Origin of the sequence: Mesorhizobium sp. LHD-90, assembly GCF_030929505.1 — a bacterium.
Classification (GTDB): domain Bacteria; phylum Pseudomonadota; class Alphaproteobacteria; order Rhizobiales; family Rhizobiaceae; genus Kumtagia.
This window is the reverse complement of record NZ_JAVFVV010000005.1, coordinates 347,954-366,816: the sequence shown is the minus strand read 5'-3', so window position 1 is coordinate 366,816 and position 18,863 is coordinate 347,954. Positions and strand designations below refer to the sequence as shown.

14 protein-coding genes and 1 tRNA gene are annotated in these 18,863 nt (G+C 65.6%); 7 read left to right on the top strand and 8 right to left on the bottom strand.

Going from position 1 to position 18,863, the window contains the following annotated elements; genetic code table 11:
* Nucleotides 1-60 precede the first annotated feature (60 nt).
* Nucleotides 61-6,930 (bottom strand): FG-GAP-like repeat-containing protein, encoded by a 6,870-nt coding sequence (locus RB623_RS09450; RefSeq protein ID WP_308056526.1) that lies wholly within the window; start codon nucleotides 6,928-6,930, stop codon nucleotides 61-63.
* Nucleotides 6,931-7,552: 622 nt separating this feature from the next.
* Between RB623_RS09450 and RB623_RS09445 the strand changes: the two genes are divergently transcribed.
* Nucleotides 7,553-7,942 (top strand): DUF3307 domain-containing protein, encoded by a 390-nt coding sequence (locus RB623_RS09445; RefSeq protein ID WP_308056525.1) that lies wholly within the window; start codon nucleotides 7,553-7,555, stop codon nucleotides 7,940-7,942.
* Between the two features lie 34 nt (nucleotides 7,943-7,976).
* On the opposite strand, the gene RB623_RS09440 is transcribed toward RB623_RS09445, so the two are convergent.
* From RB623_RS09440 to RB623_RS09420, 5 genes are all read right to left on the bottom strand, one after another.
* Nucleotides 7,977-9,065 carry a sn-glycerol-3-phosphate ABC transporter ATP-binding protein UgpC gene (locus RB623_RS09440; protein WP_308056524.1) on the bottom strand — a complete coding sequence of 363 codons (1,089 nt, stop codon included), beginning with the start codon at nucleotides 9,063-9,065 and terminating at the stop codon, nucleotides 7,977-7,979.
* Between the two features lies 1 nt (nucleotide 9,066).
* The gene (locus RB623_RS09435) at nucleotides 9,067-9,480 is read right to left on the bottom strand and encodes a RidA family protein (protein ID WP_308056523.1); all 414 of its coding nucleotides are present in this window, start codon (nucleotides 9,478-9,480) and stop codon (nucleotides 9,067-9,069) included.
* Between the two features lie 4 nt (nucleotides 9,481-9,484).
* Entirely contained in the window at nucleotides 9,485-10,372 is an 888-nt protein-coding gene (locus RB623_RS09430) for a carbohydrate ABC transporter permease (RefSeq protein WP_308056522.1), read from the bottom strand.
* Nucleotide 10,373: 1 nt separating this feature from the next.
* Nucleotides 10,374-11,252 (bottom strand): sugar ABC transporter permease, encoded by an 879-nt coding sequence (locus tag RB623_RS09425; protein WP_308056521.1) that lies wholly within the window; start codon nucleotides 11,250-11,252, stop codon nucleotides 10,374-10,376.
* A gap of 90 nt (nucleotides 11,253-11,342) precedes the next feature.
* On the bottom strand, nucleotides 11,343-12,623 hold the full coding sequence (locus tag RB623_RS09420; RefSeq protein WP_308056520.1) for an extracellular solute-binding protein: 1,281 nt from the start codon (nucleotides 12,621-12,623) through the stop codon (nucleotides 11,343-11,345).
* A 173-nt stretch (nucleotides 12,624-12,796) separates the two neighbouring features.
* Here RB623_RS09420 and RB623_RS09415 point away from each other — a divergent pair, with 173 nt between their 5' ends.
* The 4 genes from RB623_RS09415 to RB623_RS09400 all read left to right on the top strand — a co-directional run bounded on the left by RB623_RS09415 (nucleotide 12,797) and on the right by RB623_RS09400 (nucleotide 15,873).
* Nucleotides 12,797-13,576: a creatininase family protein gene (locus tag RB623_RS09415; RefSeq protein ID WP_308056519.1), complete on the top strand. Its 780-nt coding sequence runs from the start codon at nucleotides 12,797-12,799 to the stop codon at nucleotides 13,574-13,576.
* Nucleotides 13,573-14,574, top strand: coding sequence for a Gfo/Idh/MocA family oxidoreductase (locus RB623_RS09410; RefSeq protein ID WP_308056518.1), 1,002 nt, complete (start codon nucleotides 13,573-13,575; stop codon nucleotides 14,572-14,574). Before RB623_RS09415 ends, RB623_RS09410 begins: the two co-directional genes overlap by 4 nt.
* Before the next feature lie 79 nt (nucleotides 14,575-14,653).
* Nucleotides 14,654-15,391 (top strand): FCD domain-containing protein, encoded by a 738-nt coding sequence (locus RB623_RS09405; RefSeq protein ID WP_308056517.1) that lies wholly within the window; start codon nucleotides 14,654-14,656, stop codon nucleotides 15,389-15,391.
* Nucleotides 15,392-15,642: 251 nt separating this feature from the next.
* Complete coding sequence (locus tag RB623_RS09400) at nucleotides 15,643-15,873, top strand: hypothetical protein (RefSeq protein WP_308056516.1); 231 nt, start codon at nucleotides 15,643-15,645, stop codon at nucleotides 15,871-15,873.
* A gap of 86 nt (nucleotides 15,874-15,959) precedes the next feature.
* Here RB623_RS09400 and RB623_RS09395 read toward each other — a convergent pair whose 3' ends face one another.
* Nucleotides 15,960-16,619 (bottom strand): FMN-binding negative transcriptional regulator, encoded by a 660-nt coding sequence (locus RB623_RS09395; RefSeq protein WP_308056515.1) that lies wholly within the window; start codon nucleotides 16,617-16,619, stop codon nucleotides 15,960-15,962.
* Between the two features lies 1 nt (nucleotide 16,620).
* Nucleotides 16,621-17,961 carry a 3-phosphoshikimate 1-carboxyvinyltransferase gene (gene aroA / locus RB623_RS09390; RefSeq protein ID WP_308056514.1) on the bottom strand — a complete coding sequence of 447 codons (1,341 nt, stop codon included), beginning with the start codon at nucleotides 17,959-17,961 and terminating at the stop codon, nucleotides 16,621-16,623.
* 202 nt (nucleotides 17,962-18,163) lie between these two features.
* Here aroA and RB623_RS09385 point away from each other — a divergent pair, with 202 nt between their 5' ends.
* Together RB623_RS09385 and RB623_RS09380 are read left to right on the top strand one after the other, a co-directional pair.
* Nucleotides 18,164-18,544, top strand: coding sequence for a TIGR02300 family protein (locus RB623_RS09385; protein ID WP_308056513.1), 381 nt, complete (start codon nucleotides 18,164-18,166; stop codon nucleotides 18,542-18,544).
* Nucleotides 18,545-18,695: 151 nt separating this feature from the next.
* Nucleotides 18,696-18,771, top strand: a tRNA-Ala gene (locus RB623_RS09380).
* The last annotated feature ends 92 nt before the right edge of the window (nucleotides 18,772-18,863 follow it).

Below are 18,863 nucleotides of genomic sequence, written 5' to 3'. Positions count from 1 at the left end.
ACCGGCGGCCAAGCGCCGGGCGCGGCTGAAAACGCGCCCGGCAGCCGGTTGTTTGCCGGCTCACACCACGACGAAGTCGCCGGCCGTCAGCGACGGCACGCCGGTGAGCGTGGCGAAGTGGACGGCGACGCCGGCGCCGTTGCCGTCGGCGTCGTAATAGAGATTGCCCGTGGCCGTGTCGTAGAGGATGCGGTCGCTGTTGTCATGGGCCGCGCCGCCGGCGCTCGCCCAGAAGGCCTGACCGGGCAACGCTCCGGTAGTGGCAAGGGCTGCGAACACCGACTTGTGCAGTTCGATGCGGTCGCCGGACGGGTTGAAGTCGACGATGGTGTCGACATTGCCGGCGCCGAGCGCGGAGGAGAACACGAACATGTCGTTGCCACCGAAGCCGCGAAGCGTGTCGGCGCCGCCCTTGCCGTCGAGCCGGTTGGCGCCGGCATTGCCGATGATCTCCTGGCCGATCTCGTTGCCGGTGAGGTCGATGCTGGAGACGCCGCCCGAGCCGTTGGTGGTCAGAATCTCGACAAAGACACCCTTGCCGAGCGTGTAGTCGACCACCGCCATGACGCGGTCGGTCGCGCCCTGCAGCGCGCCCTCCACGATGCGGTCGCCGCTGTTGAAAACGCGGTAGGTGTCGTTGCCGTCGAGCCCGCGCAGGATGTCGGCGGCGCCGCCGCCGCCGTCATGCAGGACATTGTCGCCGGCGTTGCCGGTGATGGTCTGGGCGAGCGTGTTGCCGGTGAGGTTGATGGCGGTCGTGCCGCCTGCCGAGGTGGTATGCAGGTATTCGACCTCGGCGCCGGCAGTGAGCGTGTAGCTGACGCCAGCGGCGACACGGTCGGTGCCTTCGCCGGCATTTTCGACCACCACGTCGCCGGAATTGTAGATGAGGTAGGTATCGTTGCCGACGAGCCCTTCCAGCCTGTCGGCGAGGCCCTTGCCGCCGCCGTTCAGGACGTTATCGCCGTAGTTGCCGGTGATCGTCTGGGCGAGCCGGTTGCCGGTCAGGTCGAGCGCGTAGGTGGCAAAGCGCGACGTCGTCCTCAGGACTTCGACCTCCGAGTCCGCCGTCAGCGTGTAGCTGACGTTTGCGGCGACCATGTCGAACCCTTCGCCGGCGTCTTCCAGGACAACATCGTCGACATGCCGGACATAGAAGGTGTCGTTGCCGCCACGCCCCTTCATTGCGTCGGCCTCGCCCTTGCCGCCATCGAGGACGTTGTTGCCGTCGTTGCCGGTGATGACCTGGGAGAACTCGTTGCCGGTGAGGTTGATCGACGCCGTGCGGAGAAGCGACGTGGTGTTGAGATATTCGACGTGGACGCCCTTGCCGAGAACGTAGTCCACGCCTGCAGTGACGCGGTCGGCCGTCCCGCCGTCCTTGCCTTCGACGATGACGGTGGCGGCATTGTAGACGGCATAGGTGTCGTTGCCGGCACGGCCGATCAGGATGTCCGGGAGCGATCCAAGGCCGGCACCGAACGTACCTCCGTCGTTCAGGAAGTTCTCGCCATCGTTGCCGACGATGGTCTGCGAGAGCGCGTTGCCCTGCAGGTCGATTGCCGTGGTGCCCTTGGAGTTGGTGGTGGTCAGGAATTCGATATCGGCAGCGGATGCAAGGATGTAGCTGGTGTTGGCCGAAACGCGGTCGGCCGTTCCCTCGCCCGCGACTTCGACGACCACGTCGCCCGCCGCGTTGACCCGATAGATATCGTTGCCGCCCTTGCCTTCCATCGTGTCGGCGCCGAAGCCGCCGTTGAGCGTGTTGTCGGAAGCGTTGCCGATCAGCACGTCGCCATCGCTGTCGACACCGGTGACGGTGACGGTGACGGTCGCGGTGTAGCCGCCGAGCAGCGTGTAGGTGAAACTGTCGGTCGCGCTGAGGTTGGTGGCGCCCGACAGCGGGCCGGGAAGCTCGTCGAACGCGCCGTTCGGGTCGTAACTGAAGGTGCCGTCGACATTGACGGTGAGCAACGCGCCGGAAGGCAGCGTGATCGCAACACCGACATCGCCAGCGTTGCCGTTGACCGCAGCTATGGCGAAATCCGGGCCGCTGTCGATGCCGTCGCCATTGTCGTCGAAAAGGTTCTTGCCGACGCCGAGCGTGGCGTTCTCCTTGACGGCGAAGGCGTCGTCCTGCGCGCCGGTGGCGGTGATCTCGACGAAGATCGGCGGGGACAAGCCTTCGTCCTTGCCGTCGTCGACCGTCATTCCGATGACGCGCACCGGCAGAAAGTTGCCGGGGTCAGCCACCGAACCGTCCGGATCGTCGCCGGAGGAGAAGGTGACGGTGCGCAGCACCTTCTCGTAGTTCGCCAGCGTGTCGTTGCCGGTCAGCGTCAGCGTGAAGGTGGCGGGATCGTAGGTTGCGACGATCGACGTGCCGGTCGTATCCGCCGAGAGCACGTCGCCGGGCAGGCCGCCCGGGCCGCCGGAATCGTCGAGGAAGACCGTCGCGCCGACAGCCGTGCCACCGTCGGGATCGACATCCTCGAGTTCGAGCCGGGGCGCCAGCGCCAGCGTGTCTCCCTCGGTGAATTTCAGGAAGCGCGGATACTGCGATTCGAACCCGGTATCCATCTGGCCGATGGCGATGTCGCCCGGCACGCCGAAGGTCGGGATCGGCGTATCACCGACGGAGAAGGTGCCGTCGCCCTTGCCGAGCAGAACGTCGATGTCCTCACTGCCCTTGTTGAGCACGACGATGTCGAGAGCGCCATCGTAGTTGAAGTCGGCGAGCGCCAGGCTCGAAGGATCCGTACCCACCAGATAGGTGGTCGCAGGCAGGAACACGCCGCCACCGAGGTTCAGCATCACGCTGACCGTGTCTAGGCCGGAATCCGAAGTGACGATGTCGAGCTTGCCGTCGCCGTTGAAGTCGCCAAGCTGCAGATCCGTGGTCGAAACGCCGGCGCCGAACAGCAGCGGCACGGAAATGAAACCACCCGCCCCGTCGTTCTTCAAAAAGCTCAGCGCGCCCGAGGCCGTGTCTGCGGTAACTAGGTCGATGCCGTTGACCCCGTCGATGTCTCCGACGGCAAGCGCGCCGGGCTGGGGGGCGCCGACAGTGGGAACCGGGGCGCCAAAGGCGAAGCCGCCGACGCCATTGCCGGTGCCGATGATCACGTTGCCCGCGACGCTCGCGGCTACGTCGAGCTTGCTGTCGCCGTTGAAGTCGCCCGTCACGACTTCGACCAGTCCGAGGGCGAACGGCATGGGCACGAAGGTCGTCGTGAACGAGCCGTCACCGGCGCCCAGCAGCACGTTGGCCATGATAGCGCTGGTGTTGCCGACGAACAGATCCAGGTTTCCATCGCCGTTGAAGTCGCCGCTCGCCATCGAGACGGGAGACGGCATCACCGGGATTGGCGACGTCTCGAACGGCGTCATGCAGCCGCAGCTATCATTCTCCAGCACGGTGACGGTGTTCGTCGTCGGGCTGGTGACCGCTACGTCGAGATCGCCGTCATTGTCGAAGTCGCCGAGCACGACCTTGGTGGGGCCGACGCCTCCGTCCTCAGAAGAACCGCCGATCACGTCGCCGTCGCCATCGCCGCTGATCACGTCGACAAAACCGTCAACCGGCAGGGTGACGACAAGGTCGACGCTGGGTGAGAGCCGGAACAGCGGCGCGTCGTTCACCGCCGCAACCTCGACCGAAGCCTGGGCCGTACCGGTGGAAAAAGCGGTGGTGCCGCCATTGGCCGACGTGTCGGCATATTGGCGCGTCGTGTCGTTCGATGCCGTGCCGCTGCTCTGGTCCCAGGCGCGGAAATCTATGGTCGCCGTCTCGCCGTCCTTGCCGTCCGGCATGTAGCTGACCAGCGTGTCGGGCGACAAAAGCAGCGCATGGCCGTTCGAAACGGAGCCGAAGTCGAGCCAGGTAAGGCCGCCATCGGTTGAATACTCCCAATCGCCATTGCCGGTGAGACCGGTCACCGCGATGCCGACATCGTCGCCATCGATATCGGCCAGGGTCGCGCCGGCAAGGAGATCGGCGACGGTGACTTCTGTATTTGGATTGTCCTCGTCGGTCGCGGGCAGTTCGACCGGCCCGCCGGACAGTGTCGGCGCGTCGTTTTCACCGGCGATCGACACGGTGGCGCCGATCGAGACCGTGGAGGAGTCGACGCCGCCGTTCGCCGTGCCGCCAGTATCGCGGATGCCGGTCAGCGTTACGACCCTGGCGGTCGTATCCGGACCTTCGCTTGTATTTGCGTAGGTCAGGGTGTCTATCACGGCCTGGGCGGCCGCCAAAGTGATGCCGACGGGCATGGACAGCGTGACTGTCGCGACGCCTGCGACGACCGAAACGCTGTAGCCGATGCCGCTGGCCATGGTTGCGCCGGCCGTGCCGTCGATCAGCGTCACGCTCGAACCGTCGACCCCAAGGACTTCGTCCGCACCGTCGGCGAGGTTTGCGACGGTGAGCGTGATCTGGTTGATCGACTGCCCGGACTCGCCGGTGGAAATCGAGACGCCCGAGAACAGATCGACGGCGGCTCCACCCTCCGTGAAGGTGGGTGTGCCACCCGTGGCGGAGAGCGTCGGCGCGTCGTTGACCGTGGTGACACCGACCGTCACGGCGGCAGCAGTGCTCGTGCCGCCGTCGCCATCAGTGACCGTCACAGAGATGGTGCGGCTTGCGGTTGCCGGGTCGAGGGCATTGGTGTTCGCATAGCTCAGCACTCGCAGCAATGCCTGCACGGCCGCCGGCGTCGCGTTTGCATTCAGGGTGACGACGAGGTTGTCGGTGCCGGTGCCGCCGGTGAAGGTGCCGATGGCGCCGCCGCCATAGGTGACGGTGGAGCCGGATACGCCGATCTGGCCCGCGCCAGTTCCCTGGTGCTGGATGCCAAGCACGTCCTCGCCCGCGACGCGATTTGCGGTGATGGCGACCGTGACGGTGCCGGTATCGAAGTTCGCCGAATCGCCGTCCGTCACCGTGGCGTTGTTGCCGGCGTCAAGGAACATCGCCGGGCCGTCCTCGACGAAATTCACCGAATCGCCATTGAAGTTGCCTATCGAGGGCGCGACGTTCGGGGCGGCAGTGGTGAAGTTCAAAAACGTCTTGTCGGTGATCGCCTCGCGCGTCGCGCCGTCGAGCCGGCCGAAGCCGACGCCATCGGAATCGACGATCGCGTCGAGGTCGAAGGTCAGATAGTAGCCGGTCGAACCGGTCAGCACCGTCGCCGGGTTGACGGTGACCGTGGCGGTTCCGAAGCCGGAAACCTTGGCGCCGTCGGCGGCGGAAATGGTCTCGACCAGCGAATCGTCGGAGGTGCGGCGCAGGTAGATGTTGCCGCCGCCGGAGAAGACGGCCTCGTCGAACGTGAGGGTGAGATTGGCGGTCGGCGACACGCCGATGGCGTTGTCGGCCGGATTGGAGGAAACGAGTTCCGGCGGCGACCCGTCGCCGTCGCCGTTCTGGACGAAATAGGCGCCCGTCGTGCCGTTGATGCCGACGAGAAGGTCGATGTCGCCGTCGCCGTCGAAATCCGCGGCCTCGAAGTTCGAGCCGTTGTGATCCGGCAACGTGCGTCCGGCGAAAGGCGAACTTCCCAGCGCCAGAAGGGTGAAGGTGCCGTCGCCCTCGCTGCGGGCGTATTGGAAGGCGGTGCCGTTGGCGCCGGTCTGGTAGAGGATGTCGGCATCGCCATCACCGTCGAAATCGCCGACGGCCATACGAGAACCCGCAGCAGGCGCCGGAAAGGTCGTGGTGGGCTGTGAGGTGAAGGTACCGCCATCGTTGCGGAAATAGCTGCCCGTTGCCCCGTTTACGCCAGCCAGAATGTCCTGGTCGCCGTCGCCGTCGAAATCTCCGACATGATAGTTATTGCCGCTGTTGTCCGGCAGCGTGAGGCCGGCGAACGGCGAACTGCCTTGCGCCAGAAGGGTGAAGGTGCCGTCGCCGTTGCTGCGGGCATACTGGAAGGCTGTGCCGTTCCCGCCGGTCTGATAGAGGATGTCAGTGTCGCCGTCGCCGTCGAAATCGCCGACGGCCATGCGAGAACCTGCGCCGGGCGCCGGAAAGGTCGTGGTGGGCTGTGAGGTGAAGCTACCGCCATCGTTGCGGAAATAGCTGCCCGTTGCCCCGTTTACGCCAACCAGAATGTCCTGGTCGCCGTCGCCGTCGAAATCTGCGACGTGATAGTTGTCGCCGCCGTTGTCGGGCAGCGTGAGGCCGGCAAAGGGCGAACTGCCCTGCGCCAGAAGGGTGAAGGTGCCGTCACCATTGGCGCGGGCATACTGGAAGGCGGTGCCGTTAGCGCCGGTCTGATAGAGAATGTCGGCATCGCCGTCGCCGTCGAAATCGCCGACGGCCATTCGGCCGCCGGCCGCTGGCGACGGGAACGTTGTTTCGTCGCCGTCGTCGAACTTCACCGTCAGCAGATGTGAATACGCCGCGCGCGCCCGATACGAGAAGGCCATCGGGGAGGAAGGCAAGCCACCGGCGACCGACAGGTCCCAGCCGCCGCCCAGCGCGGAGGCGCCCACTGGCCGCGGCGATGCGGCGACGGACGCACCGGTGATATCGGCCAGGCGCTCGACGAAGGCGCGGCCACCTGTGCCCCGCCCGACCTCGCAGCCATAGACGAGAATGTCGCCATCGTCGCGCAGCGATGCGCCGATTGCGGCCAGTTCCCCGGCGTAGAGCGGCAGGTTGCGTGTATTGAGGCCGTTGGCGCCGATGCGGATATCGGCCTCGGCCCCGTGCGACAGGATGTGGATGGCGGCGAGATCGCTGACACCGCGCAGCGCGGCGGCAATCTGCGTGACACCGTCGGCCCCTGCGTCCAGCACCGTGATGCGGGTCGTGGGCGGCGCGTCCCGGGTGAGCAGTTCCCAGTCGGCGACCCGTGGATCGACGAACAGCCAGGCTTCCGCCGGCCGCCCGTCGTGCTCATGAAAAACGACCGGCTTGTTCATCGACCTCTCCCGCGAAAACCGTTTGGGCACCGCGGCTTTCACGCAACGCGGCGCCCGGACATCCGGCGAGGTCTTGCGGCTATGTCATTTGAGAAATCCGGCGCTGCCGGATTTTCCGCCCCGATCGGCTCGACCGAGCCCGCCCCGTCTTCGTCGGCCGGATCAAACCCGCCGAAACTGCCCGGCCCGGTTGTAGTCGATTCCGCGAAGCGCCGACAGCCGACGCAGCAAATATTTTTCAAGGCGCGGTAAGCAGCAAATGTTCTTCAAGGCGCGGTAAATGGAGGATGGCTGCCAAGGTGAGGTGTTGCTGGCGCACAGACTGACGACATGCGATTGAACCGAAGCCGGCCGAAAGAGCCATGGCGGCCGGGATCGAACGGCCGCGCAGAAGGGAGTTCCCATGAAAACCGGCCGGATCGCGCACGCCGGCTGCGGCGGCGGACGCGGCGTGCGCTGCTCGGTGTTCACGCCCGGCTTTCCGCCCTGCGGCATATGAGCGACGCGGGGCGTCGCGACCTCGATTGACCAAGGGAGGATGGACAGGCGTCCGCTTCGCATTACCATGCACATACGGCCCCGGCTTCCGCTTCAGCCGCCGGGGCGGCCGCGAGGGATGGTCATGCCGACGGAAATGCTGATCGTGGTGATGATCTGCTTCCAGTTGAAGCATTACGTCGCCGATTATCTGTTCCAGCCGGCCTGGATGCTGCGCGGCAAGGGCAGCATCTGGTCGCCCGGCGGCTACGCGCATGCCGGCGTCCACGCCATCTGCTCGCTGCCGGTGCTGGCGATCGCCGGCCTCGGCCTGCTCCCCATGCTGCTGCTGGCGGCGGCCGAATTCGCCGTCCACTACGCGATCGACTACGGCAAGTCGGCACTGTCGGCGCGCACGCGCTGCGGACCGACGACGCAGCTCTACTGGGCCATGCATGGCGGCGACCAGTTGCTGCACCAGTTGACCTATATCGCCATGCTCTACGCCGCGCTGATCCTGCGCACCGCCGCCTGAGCATACGCGGGCGAATTCCGCGTCGTGATGCAGATCACGGGATGCGGCGGCCGTCGGGCCCGAACAGGTGGACGTTGGCGGCATCGAAGCCGAGCCAGGCGGTCTGGCCGGCGGCAAGCCGCGTCTTGCCGCGCTGCTCGACGGTGATCAGCTCCTTCACGCCGTCGACCTGCATGTAGAGCAGGCTGGATCCGCCAAGATGCTCGACCACCACCACCGTGCCGGCAAGCGCCTCGGGCGCGGGACGGTCGCTCACGGTTATCGCATCGGGACGGATGCCGACGTCGATCGCCGCGCCCGGCTCGATGGCCGCATCCCGGCCGAGCCGAAGCAGCGGCCTGTCGGTGGCGAAGATCGACAGGGCGACGCCGGCTTCCGATGGCGTTGCGAAAGCCGGGATGAAATTCATGCGCGGCTGACCGAGGAAACCGGCGACGAAGCGGTTGGCGGGGCGCTCGTAGAGTTCCAGCGGCGCGCCTAGCTGCTCGATCCTGCCCTGGTTGAGGATGACGATGCGGTCGGCCAGCGTCATCGCCTCGACCTGATCGTGGGTGACGTAGATCATGGTCGTCGCCAGTTGCGCGTGCAGACGCGCGATCTCGACACGCATCTGGGCGCGCAGGCCGGCATCGAGGTTTGAGAGCGGCTCGTCGAACAGGAAAACGTCCGGCTCTCGCACGATGGCGCGGCCGATGGCGACGCGCTGGCGCTGGCCGCCGGAAAGCTCCCGCGGCTTGCGGCCGAGCAGTTCGCCGAGCTGCAGCGTGGCGGCGGCGGCCGTGACCTTGGCGTCGATCTCGGCCTTCGGGGTGCCGAGCATCTTCAGCGCGAAACCCATGTTCTCGGCGACGCTCATGTGTGGATAGAGCGCATAGGACTGGAACACCATGGCGATGCCGCGATCGGCGGCGGCGACCTTGCCCATCGGCTTGCCGCCGATCAGAAGCTCGCCCGAAGTGATCTCCTCCAGCCCGGCGATCATGCGCAGCAAGGTGGATTTTCCGCAGCCCGACGGGCCGACGAACACCACCAGCTCGCGGTCGCCGATGGCCAGCGAGACGTCGCGCACCGCCTCGACCCGGCCGAAGGATTTTGCAAGGTGCCTCAGTTCGACAGACGCCAATTCACCGATCCTTCGACTTGACCGCCCACATCTCGATCTCGACCAGGAAGCCCGGCAACAGCACGGCCTGCACCGCCGTGCGCACCGGCAGCGGCTCCGGCATCATCCCGTCGTAGACGGCGTTGAAGCGCGTCCAGTCGGCGAGGTCGGTCAGGTAGATGTTGACCTTGAACACGTCGGCAAACGAGCAGCCGGCGCTGGCCAGTTGCCGCGCGCAATTGCCGAGCGTGGCGCGCGCCTGTTCCTCGATGGTCTCGCCGAGCACGGCGCCGTCCATGTCGACCGCCACCTGACCGGAGATGACGACGAGCCTGGCCGCGTCAACCTCCAGCACCGGCGAGTACGGCCCGGCGGTGGCGTGCTGGTGCGCGCCGCGCGGGCGCGTCTTCAGCGGATGATGGGCGCTGTCGGTCATGATGTCATCCCTTGACGGCGCCGCTGAGCAGCCCTTCGACGACAAAGCGCCAAACCAGCACGACCAGCAGCAGCGTCGGCACGATGGCGATGAAGATCGCCGTGTTGAGCAGGCTCCAGGAGACGTCGGTATTGCGGGCGAGCGCGGCCATCACCACCGAGACGGGCCTTGTCGCTGCATCGCCGGACAGCACCATCGAGAACATGTATTCAGAATAGGAAAGCATGAAGGCGAACAGGCCGGTGGCGCCGATCGACGGCAGCGCCAGGGGCAGCGCGATGCGCCAGAAAGTCTGCAGGCGGCTGCAATGGTCGAGCACCGCCGCCTCGAACATCTCCGCCGGCATTTTTCGGAAGAACACCGACAGGATGAGCACGGTGAAGGGCAGCGCCTTGGCGGTGTGGACCAGAATTATGCCGAGCTGCGTGCCGACCAGACCGAGCGCCTGCAGCATCATGTACACCGGCGTGACCAGCGCCACCGCCGGAACCAGCGGGCTCAGAATCAGGAACATGAAGGTCAGCCTTTTGCCCGGGAACATGTAGCGGGCGAAGATGAAGGCCGCCGGCGCGCCGAGCAGAAGATTGAGCACCATGGAGGAGAAGGCGACGACAAAGCTGTTCAGAAGGCTGCGCGGCACCTGGCGCGCGGCATCGGAGATCATGGCGCGGTTGGCGTTCTCCGCCAGGTAGGAATCGGGCAGTTGGCCGGTGAAGACGTAACGATAGGTGTCGAAATTCAGCCCTTCGCTGAACAGCGGCTTGCTCGAATCGAGCAGCACCCGGTCGGGTACGACGCTGCCGACCAGCGACAGCACGACCGGTCCGCCGGTGAAGACCAGGATCAGCGACGCGAACAGGAAGGTCAGGAACGGGTTCAGGCGGCCCTGCATGTCATTCGCTCGCGAACAGGTCGGAGGGCAGGGCCCGGGTTATGGCGACGATCAGCAGCGCCGAGATGGCGACGACGATGAAGGCGACTGCCGAGCCGGCGCCGAAATCGTACATGGAAAAGCTCTCGCGCCAGATCTGGAAGGACAGGAGCGTCGTGGCCGTGCCCGGCCCACCGCCGGTCATGGCGTAGACGAGGTCGTAAGTCGTGAAGGCGGTCAGCGCGTTGTAGACGGTGAGCACGACGACCATCGCCTTGATCTCCGGAAACACCACATGGCGGAAGCGCCGCAGCGCGCTGCGGCAGTCGATGGCCGCCGCCTCCAGCGTCTCGGAATTGATCGCCGAAAGTGCTGCCATCAGTAGCACTACTGCGAAGGGGATCTGCGTCCATACATGGGCGACGCCAACCGCGAACAGCGCGAGCCGCGGCGAGGTCAGCCAGGGAATGGAACCGCCGATCAGATGAAGGTCGCGCAGGACGCCGTTGAGCACACCAAAACTCGGATGGAAGATCCAGATCCACAGCACGGCGCTGATGGCGCCCGGCAGCACCCAGGGCAGCAGCACGATCGAGCGCACGACCTGCGAGCCGAAGAAGTGGCGCTGCAGGAACAGCGCGATCAGCGTGCCGAGGATGACCACCGCAGGTGCCGTGAACACGGTGAAGACCAGCGAATTCTTCAGAGCGTCGAGGAAATAGTTGCTGGTGATCACGCGGGTGTAGTTGTCCAGCCCGGCGAACGGCTCGTCGGGAAACAGCAGCACGACGGAATGCAGGCTGGTCCAGAAGGCGTAGGCGACCGGATAGATGGTCATCAGCGCGACCGGCAGCAGCGCCGGGAGCAGCCAGAAGGCCGGGAAACGCTTCGTTGTCCACATGCGGATCGCCGTCAGGTTCTGCCGATGAGAGCCCGAGAAACAGGCGGCGCCGAAACGCCGCCCATTCCCGGCCCTAAACCGCATCAAAGGTCAACGATTGGCGAACTGCTGCTTGAGCTGGTTCCAGCGCTCGGCGCCATCCTTCATCACCTGGTCCACCGGCGCCTCGCCGACCATGGCCTTGGCCAGCAACGGCCGGAAATAGGCTGACCACACCGAGCTGTATTCTGTATAGGTGCCGGCCTTGGCGATAGAGGCCTGGTCGCCCAGCGCCTTCACATCGGCCCACTTGCCCCAGGCGTCGATGACGTCCTTGTCCTGGAACAACGGCAACTGGCCGAAGCCCAGCCCCTTCTCCACTGCCCAGCGCTTGGCGACGGTATAGGGCTTGCCCGCCATGAAGTTCACGAATTTCCAGGCTGCCTCGGCGCGTGCCGGATCGGCGGCCGCCTGCGCGGTCACGACATAGGACTTCGCAAAGCCGAGCGTCGAATGGGTCGCGCCGGGCATCGGGGCCAGCGCGAACTCGCCTGCGCGCGGCTGGTCGGCGGCGTTGTTCAGCGCCGCGAGCACATAGGTATAGACGATGGTGAAGGCATGCTTGCCGGTGTTCATCGCCGGGATGATCTTCGATTCATGCGTCTCGGACTGGACGAGACCCTTGGCATAGGCGTCGGCCAGCCACTGAAGCTGCTTGTAGGCTTCATTGTTGGGATCGGCGAAAACCGGGTTCAGGTCCTTGTCGAACAGTTCGGCGCCGCGCCCATAGGCCTGGGCGACGAAGGCGTCGTAGAAATTCGGAAGCTCCTGATTGTATTCATAGACGATCGGATGCTCCATGCCGCCCGCTTTCAGCTTCTCGGCGGCGGCGGTGACCTCCTCCCAGGTCGTCGGCACCGGTATGCCGGCATCGGCGAGGATCTTCTTGTTGTAGATGAAGGAGATGGTGTCCGCGTAATAGGGCAGGCCGTAGATCTTGTCCTTGTAGGTCACGTCGGTCAGCGCGAAGCCGGCGATGTCGGCCTTCAGCGCATCGACGTCGGCCGCCGGTGCAACCGAATCCAGCGGCGCGATGAAGCCGGCGGCGCCCCAGGCCGGCAACCAATCCTGACCACCATAGATCACATCCGTTGGTGTATTGCCGCGAAAGCGCAGCACGATGCTGTCCTGGTAGTCGGGCCAGGTATAGTCGGTGACCTTCACCTTGATGCCGGGATTGGCCTCCTCGAATTTTTTCACATTGTCCTGGATGGTCTCCAGCGAATAGTTCCAGACGACGAATTCGAGGTCGATGTCCTCGGAATAGGCAGGTTGAGCAACGGCGGCACCCGAAACAATCGCGGAAGCGGCCAGGAATGTCCTGATGTTCATCGTGTTCCATCCTCTCTTTGCTGCGACACCCGGTTCCCGGCGGGCGCTGCGGCGCCCGAATTGATCGTTGACATTGGGCTTGCCGGGCCGGACTATCGAACCAATCTAAATCACTTGCAACCTTTTTATGCACCCAATCGACATTGGAAGATTCGCAGGACGGCGGTGACATTATGCGTTTCGAGGAACTCACTTCCCCCGAGGTCGACCTGCTCGACCGCGACGCCACCGTGCTGGTGCTGCCGCTAGGCTCGGTCGAGCAGCACGGCAGGCACATGCCGCTCGGCACCGACACCATGCTGGCGCATGCGGTGTCCCTGGCGGCGGCCGATCAGGCCGGTGACGCCGTGGTGCTGCCGCCGCCTTGGTACGGATTCTCGGCACATCACATGCGGTTTGCCGGCAGCGTCACGCTGCGTGCCGAGACGTTGATGGCGATGATCGAGGATATTGTCGGCTCGCTCGTCCAGCACGGCTTTCGCCGTATCCTGATCGTCAACGGCCATGGCGGCAACGGCGGCGTCATCGATGTGCTGGCCTCGACGCTCGGCCACAGGCACTACGGCCGGGCGCGCATCGCGGCGCTGACCTATTTCCAACTGGCGCGCGCGGCGATCGCGACGCTGCGGCAATCCGAACCGGGCGGCATGGGGCATGCCTGCGAGTTCGAGACCGCCATGGTGCAGCACATCCGCCCGGAACTGGTGAAGATCGAGCGGGCGGCGACAACCTATCCCGATCCCGGCTCCCGATATCTGACGACTGACCTGCTCGGCGGTTCGGCGATCCGCACCTATCACGATTTCGGCGACCTTTCGCCGACCGGGACGCTCGGCGACCCGTCGCTGGCGACACCCGAGAAGGGCAAGGCCTTCTTCGACGCGGTGGCGGGCGAACTGGCCGCCTTCATCGGAGATTTCCGCGGCTGGAGCATTCCGGAGCAGGCGCCATGACAGGGACGCTGAAAGTCGGCGTCATCGGCCTCGGCTTCTTCGGCTCGCGCCATGCCCGCATCCATGCCGAACATCTGTCCGCGGAGCTGGTGGGCGTCTGCGACCGGGATCCGGTCCGTGCCGCCGAACTGGCGGCGACGACGGGTGCCCGCGCCTTCACGGATTTCCGAGAATTGCTGGCGCTGCCGGAACTCGACGCGGTCTCGATCTGCCTGCCCGACCGGCTGCATGAAGGCGCGGTGGTTGCTGCGGCACGGGCCGGCAAGGCCATCCTGCTGGAAAAGCCATTGGCACACGATGCCGCCACCGCCAGGCGGATCGTCAAGGCGGTCGAGACATCCGGAAGCCGGCTGATGATCGGCCACATACTGCGCTTCGATCCGCGCTACGTTCAGGTTTTCCACGCAGCCGCGCCCGAGCGGATCGGCGCGCCGATCCACCTGCGCGCAAAGCGTAACGGCGTCCGCTCCACGGCGCGCCGGCTGGGCGATGCCAGCTCGATCCTGTTCTACATGGGCGTGCACGACATCGACGCCATGCAATGGATCGCCCGCTCGCGGATTTCCCGCGTCTACGCGCAGAAGGTCGCGATGCTCGGCACCGGCAATGAGGACGCGCTCTATGCCGTGGTCAATTTCGAGAACGGCGCCATAGGCAGCCTCGACTATAGCTGGGCCTGGCCCGACGGGCTGATGAACGGTTTCCGCTCGGCGCTGGAAGTGGTCGGCACGCGGTCCGCGACCTATCTCGACTGCGCCGACCAGGGCTTTTTCACCGTCGAGGACAGCGGCACCACCGGCGGCGACACGCATCTGTGGCCGGAAATCAACGGCCGCATCGCCGGCGACCTCGCCGACGAGCTCGACCATTTCATCAATGCGACCTTGTCCGGAAAGCCCTATCTCCAGCATTACCGTGAAGCCTTCGACGCCATTCCCGTGCTGGACGCGCTGGCGGAATCGGCGAGAAGCGGCCTGCCGGCGGAGGTGGCGCGCTGAACGATCCGGATTGCTCCCGAATGGTTGACAGTATCCGTTCGACTCTGCTCATAGGCGGCGCTCCGCGGGGAAATCGCGAATGGCTTCGGACATAGAGCTGCCGCATCTTGCGTCGATCGCCACCAACGATCGCGCCACGCCGTCACTGGTCTATCGTGCGCTGCTGCGCAGCATGCGCGACGGGCTGATGGTGCCCGGCGCAAAACTGCCCAACGAACGCGAACTGGCGCAGCAGTTGAACACCAGCCGCACCGCCGTGCGCAGCGCGCTTTCCATGATGGAGCGGCAGGGGCTGGTGTCGCGCCGCGTCGGCAGCGGCACCTATCTCACCGACGACGCCGATCTCGTCTTCGACCGCATGGACCAGACCAGCATCGGCAGCCACGAGGCCGTGCCCTCCTTCGCCGAGATCGTCGAGGGCCGCCTGCTGTTCGAGCCGTCGATGATGCATCTGGTGGTCGGCCGCGTGCAGGACGAGGAGATCGCCGAGATGCGGCGCATCCTCGAGCAGGTGCTTGCGGCGCCAAGCTGGGAGGAGTTCAAGGAGCAAATCTACGCGCTGCACCGCCAGATCTTCGCCAGCACCAAGAACAAGTTCCTGATGCAGATCATGGCGAGCATACTGGACGACCGGCGAGCCGTTCTGTTCGACGGCCACGACACCGACAAGCCGGCGCCCGACGCCGTCCGCCGCCAGACGCACAAGGACCTCAAGGCGATCGTCGACGCCATCGACGCGCGCAACGGCAAGCTCGCCGAGGAACTGGTCTCAGACCATCTGATGCGCACGCTGGCGACGATCAACATCTGGCAGTAGGCGCAGCCCTTCCATCGGCGTCTTCCCGCGGAGAGGCTGCCGGAAATGTCGCCCGCGATTGCGCGGTCAGGCGACCCGTGGGAGGGACGCTGGGGCGCCGACGCGGCCCTCCGGACGCAGCTCTTAAGGCAATTTTCACCATCGCAAGAAATTGCGTGGCTTACGCAATCCGCAAGGCGAAACCACGGGCCGCGTCCGGCCGTACTGTCAACAACTGAGAAAACGATGAATGTGGCCGACAGGAGGCCCCGATGAACGTTCATCTCAAGGATCAGACGCGCGTCCACATCATCCGCATTCACGGGGCGCTGCGGGAGCTGAAAAACCTGGCCGAGGCGGAACGCTGCGACCTGCTCTCCCACCTTCTGGCGATGGCCTATATCGAGTCCGGCGACATATTGCGGGGGGTGCGGCCGGCGCGGTCCGTCACGAAGGGCAATAATGGAACCGTGGGCGGCAGACGGATCACCCGCGACGCCTGAACGGCATTGCGTGATCCGGACGAACGCCGCCGCTTGGGCGACCGTCGCACAAGTACGCGAGAATCCGGCAAGCGTCCCCCCCCGCCTCAGCCGCGCGCCGCCACTGCCTTGGCGCCGTAATCGCGCACCAGTTTCCCCATCTCGCCATTCTGGTGAGGCTGGCCGGATCGCCCCAGCCCCTCGACCACGCCGGCGATGTCGGCAGCCGGGCGGTTCTGGCTGACTTTCCACTTGCCCGCGATCTCGGTGACCTCGATCTCGATGCCGACGATGCCCTTGAGCTGGGCGGCGATGAACGGTTCGGGCGCGTCCCTGACCGCCCAGGGTTCTGCCCGGCCGCCCTCGTGGTCGCCGGTGAGCGCGCCGATCTGCCGGCGCAGCCAGTCAAAATCCTCGATGACGGTCGCCTTGCCCTTCACCTGAACCATCGCGTAGTTCCAGGTGGGCACGACCTTTCCGGTCTCGCGTTTGGTCGCGTACCAGGACGGCGTGATGTAGTTTTCGGCGCCCTGGAACACCACCAGTGGCGCGGCCCCGGCAAGCAATTCCTTCCATTGGCCGTTGGCCCGCGCCATGTGCACCTGCAGCGTGCCTTTGGCCCCGCGCCCCGCATCGAGATGGAAGGGCAACGGGTTGGCGGTCGGGCCGTCCGCTCCCGCCGTAATCAGCAGGCCAAGCGGATGCGCGCGGATCAGCGCATGCTGGACGCCGAGGTCGTCCTCGCGGTGGTGTGGCGGCTGGTACATGTCATTCAATCTCCGCTCCGAGCCCTGCCATCAGCCCCATGAACTCCGGAAAGCTGGTGGCGATCATCGCCTGGTCGTCCACCGTCACCGGTCTTTCAGTAGCCAGGCCCAGCACGAGGAAGGCCATGGCGATGCGGTGGTCGAGATGCGTCTTCACGGCGCCGCCGCCAAGGCCCTTGCCGCCAGGCCGGCCACGCACCAGCAGCGTCTCCCTGCCTTCCTCGCAGTCGACGCCGTTCGCCTTCAGTCCCTCGGCGACGGCCGACAAGCGGTCGGATTCCTTCACCCGCAGCTCTTCCAGGCCTTGCATCAGCGTCTCGCCCTCGGCGAAGGCGGCGGCGGCGGCGAGCACGGGATATTCGTCGATCATCGACGGCGCGCGCTCGGCGGGCACCGTGACACCCTTCAGTTCGGAGCCGCGCACGCGCAGGTCGGCGACATCCTCGCCGCCGGCGTTGCGGCGATCGATCAGTTCGATGTCGGCGCCCATTTCGAGCAGCGTCGCGATAAGCCCGGTGCGGGTCGGGTTCATCAGGACGTTTTCGATCAGCACGTCGGAACCGGGCACGATCAGCGCCGCGACGAGCGGAAAACCGGCCGAGGACGGATCGCCGGGCACGGCGATGGTCTGGCCCGCCAGCCTGCCCTGCCCCTCGATGCGAATGTGGCGGACGCCGTCCCTGTCGGTCTCGACCTCCAGATTGGCGCCAAAACCCTTCAGCATCTTCTCGGTGTGGTCGCGCGTCATCACCGGCTCGATCACCGTGGTGATCCCCGGCGTGTTCAGGCCGGCAAGTAGCACGGCTGATTTCACCTGGGCGGAAGCCATCGGCACACGGTAGGAGATCGGCGCGGCATGGCGCGGCCCGCGCAGCGTGATCGGCATGCGGTCGCCGGGTGCCGCCTCCAGCACTTGCACGCCCATCTCGCGCAGCGGGTCGAGCACGCGGCCCATCGGGCGTTTCGACAGCGAGGCGTCGCCGACGAAGGTGGTCTTCATGTCGTAGGTGCCGACGAGGCCCATGGTGAGGCGCGAGCCGGTTCCGGCATTGCCGAAGTCGAGCGGCGCGGCGGGTTCCAGCAGGCAGCCATTGCCGACGCCCTTTATAATCCATTCGCCGCCGCGCTTGTCTATCTTGGCGCCCATCGCCTTCATGGCGTCGCCGGTGCGCATCACGTCCTCGCCTTCGAGCAAGCCGGTGATGCGGGTCTCGCCCGAAGCCAGCCCGCCGAACATGAAGGACCGGTGCGAGATCGACTTGTCGCCCGGAATGCGCACCGTTCCCTTCAGCGCGGAGGACCGCCTGGCCGTCGCCGGCCCCGCGTTACCGTTGTGGGACATCTGTGACCTCGTCTTTGTCGCCGCCCGGCGGCGCGAATTTCATCGTTGGCGCGGTCTCCTATCATGGCACGCGGGAGCGGTCATCCCCTCGCTGAAAGGCTGGAAACCCGCCATTTTCCGAAGAAATCGTCGCGGTTTTTTAGCTTTGACAGAGCGAAAAACTGCGGTTAAGGGGACCGTTCTTTCAGGACGAGGCTAAGACGTGGCAAAAGAAGAACTCGGCAGCAAACGGATAGACCCGGAAACGGGCCGGAAATTCTACGATCTGAACAAGGATCCGATCGTCTCTCCCTACACGGGCAAGAGCTATCCGCGTTCCTATTTCGACACCGCCGGCGGCAAGTCGGTGGAGGAGGAGGAGAACGAGGAGCGCGAGGTCGACGCCGAGGACGACGCCCCGGATGTCGTGTCGCTCGAGGAGGCCGACGACGAGGCCAAGGGCGGCGGTGACGAACTGCCGGATCTGGGCGACGACGACGTCGATCTGGGCGACGAGGAAGAAGACGTTTTCCTTGAGGACGAAGAAGAGGACGGCGACGACGTCACGGGCATTGTCGGCGTCGGCGAGGACGACGAGACCTGATCGCGGTTTCGGCCACCGTTTCCTGGGGGCCGAAAAAAGCCTTCACGAAAGGCTTGATATTGCGCGAAGGCGGGGTTAGAAGCCGCCTTCGCAGACGGACCTTCGGGACTGTTTCCCAAGCCCGCAAGGGCGCCGGCAGCGCCGGACGGATGGGGCCATAGCTCAGCTGGGAGAGCGCCTGCATGGCATGCAGGAGGTCAGCGGTTCGATCCCGCTTGGCTCCACCAATCCTATCCCGCAGATCGCCGATCTGGAGCAGTTTGGACGTAAGTCGACCCGTTCTGCCGCCGACGGCAGAGTTCTCGTCGGGCGGCAGTGT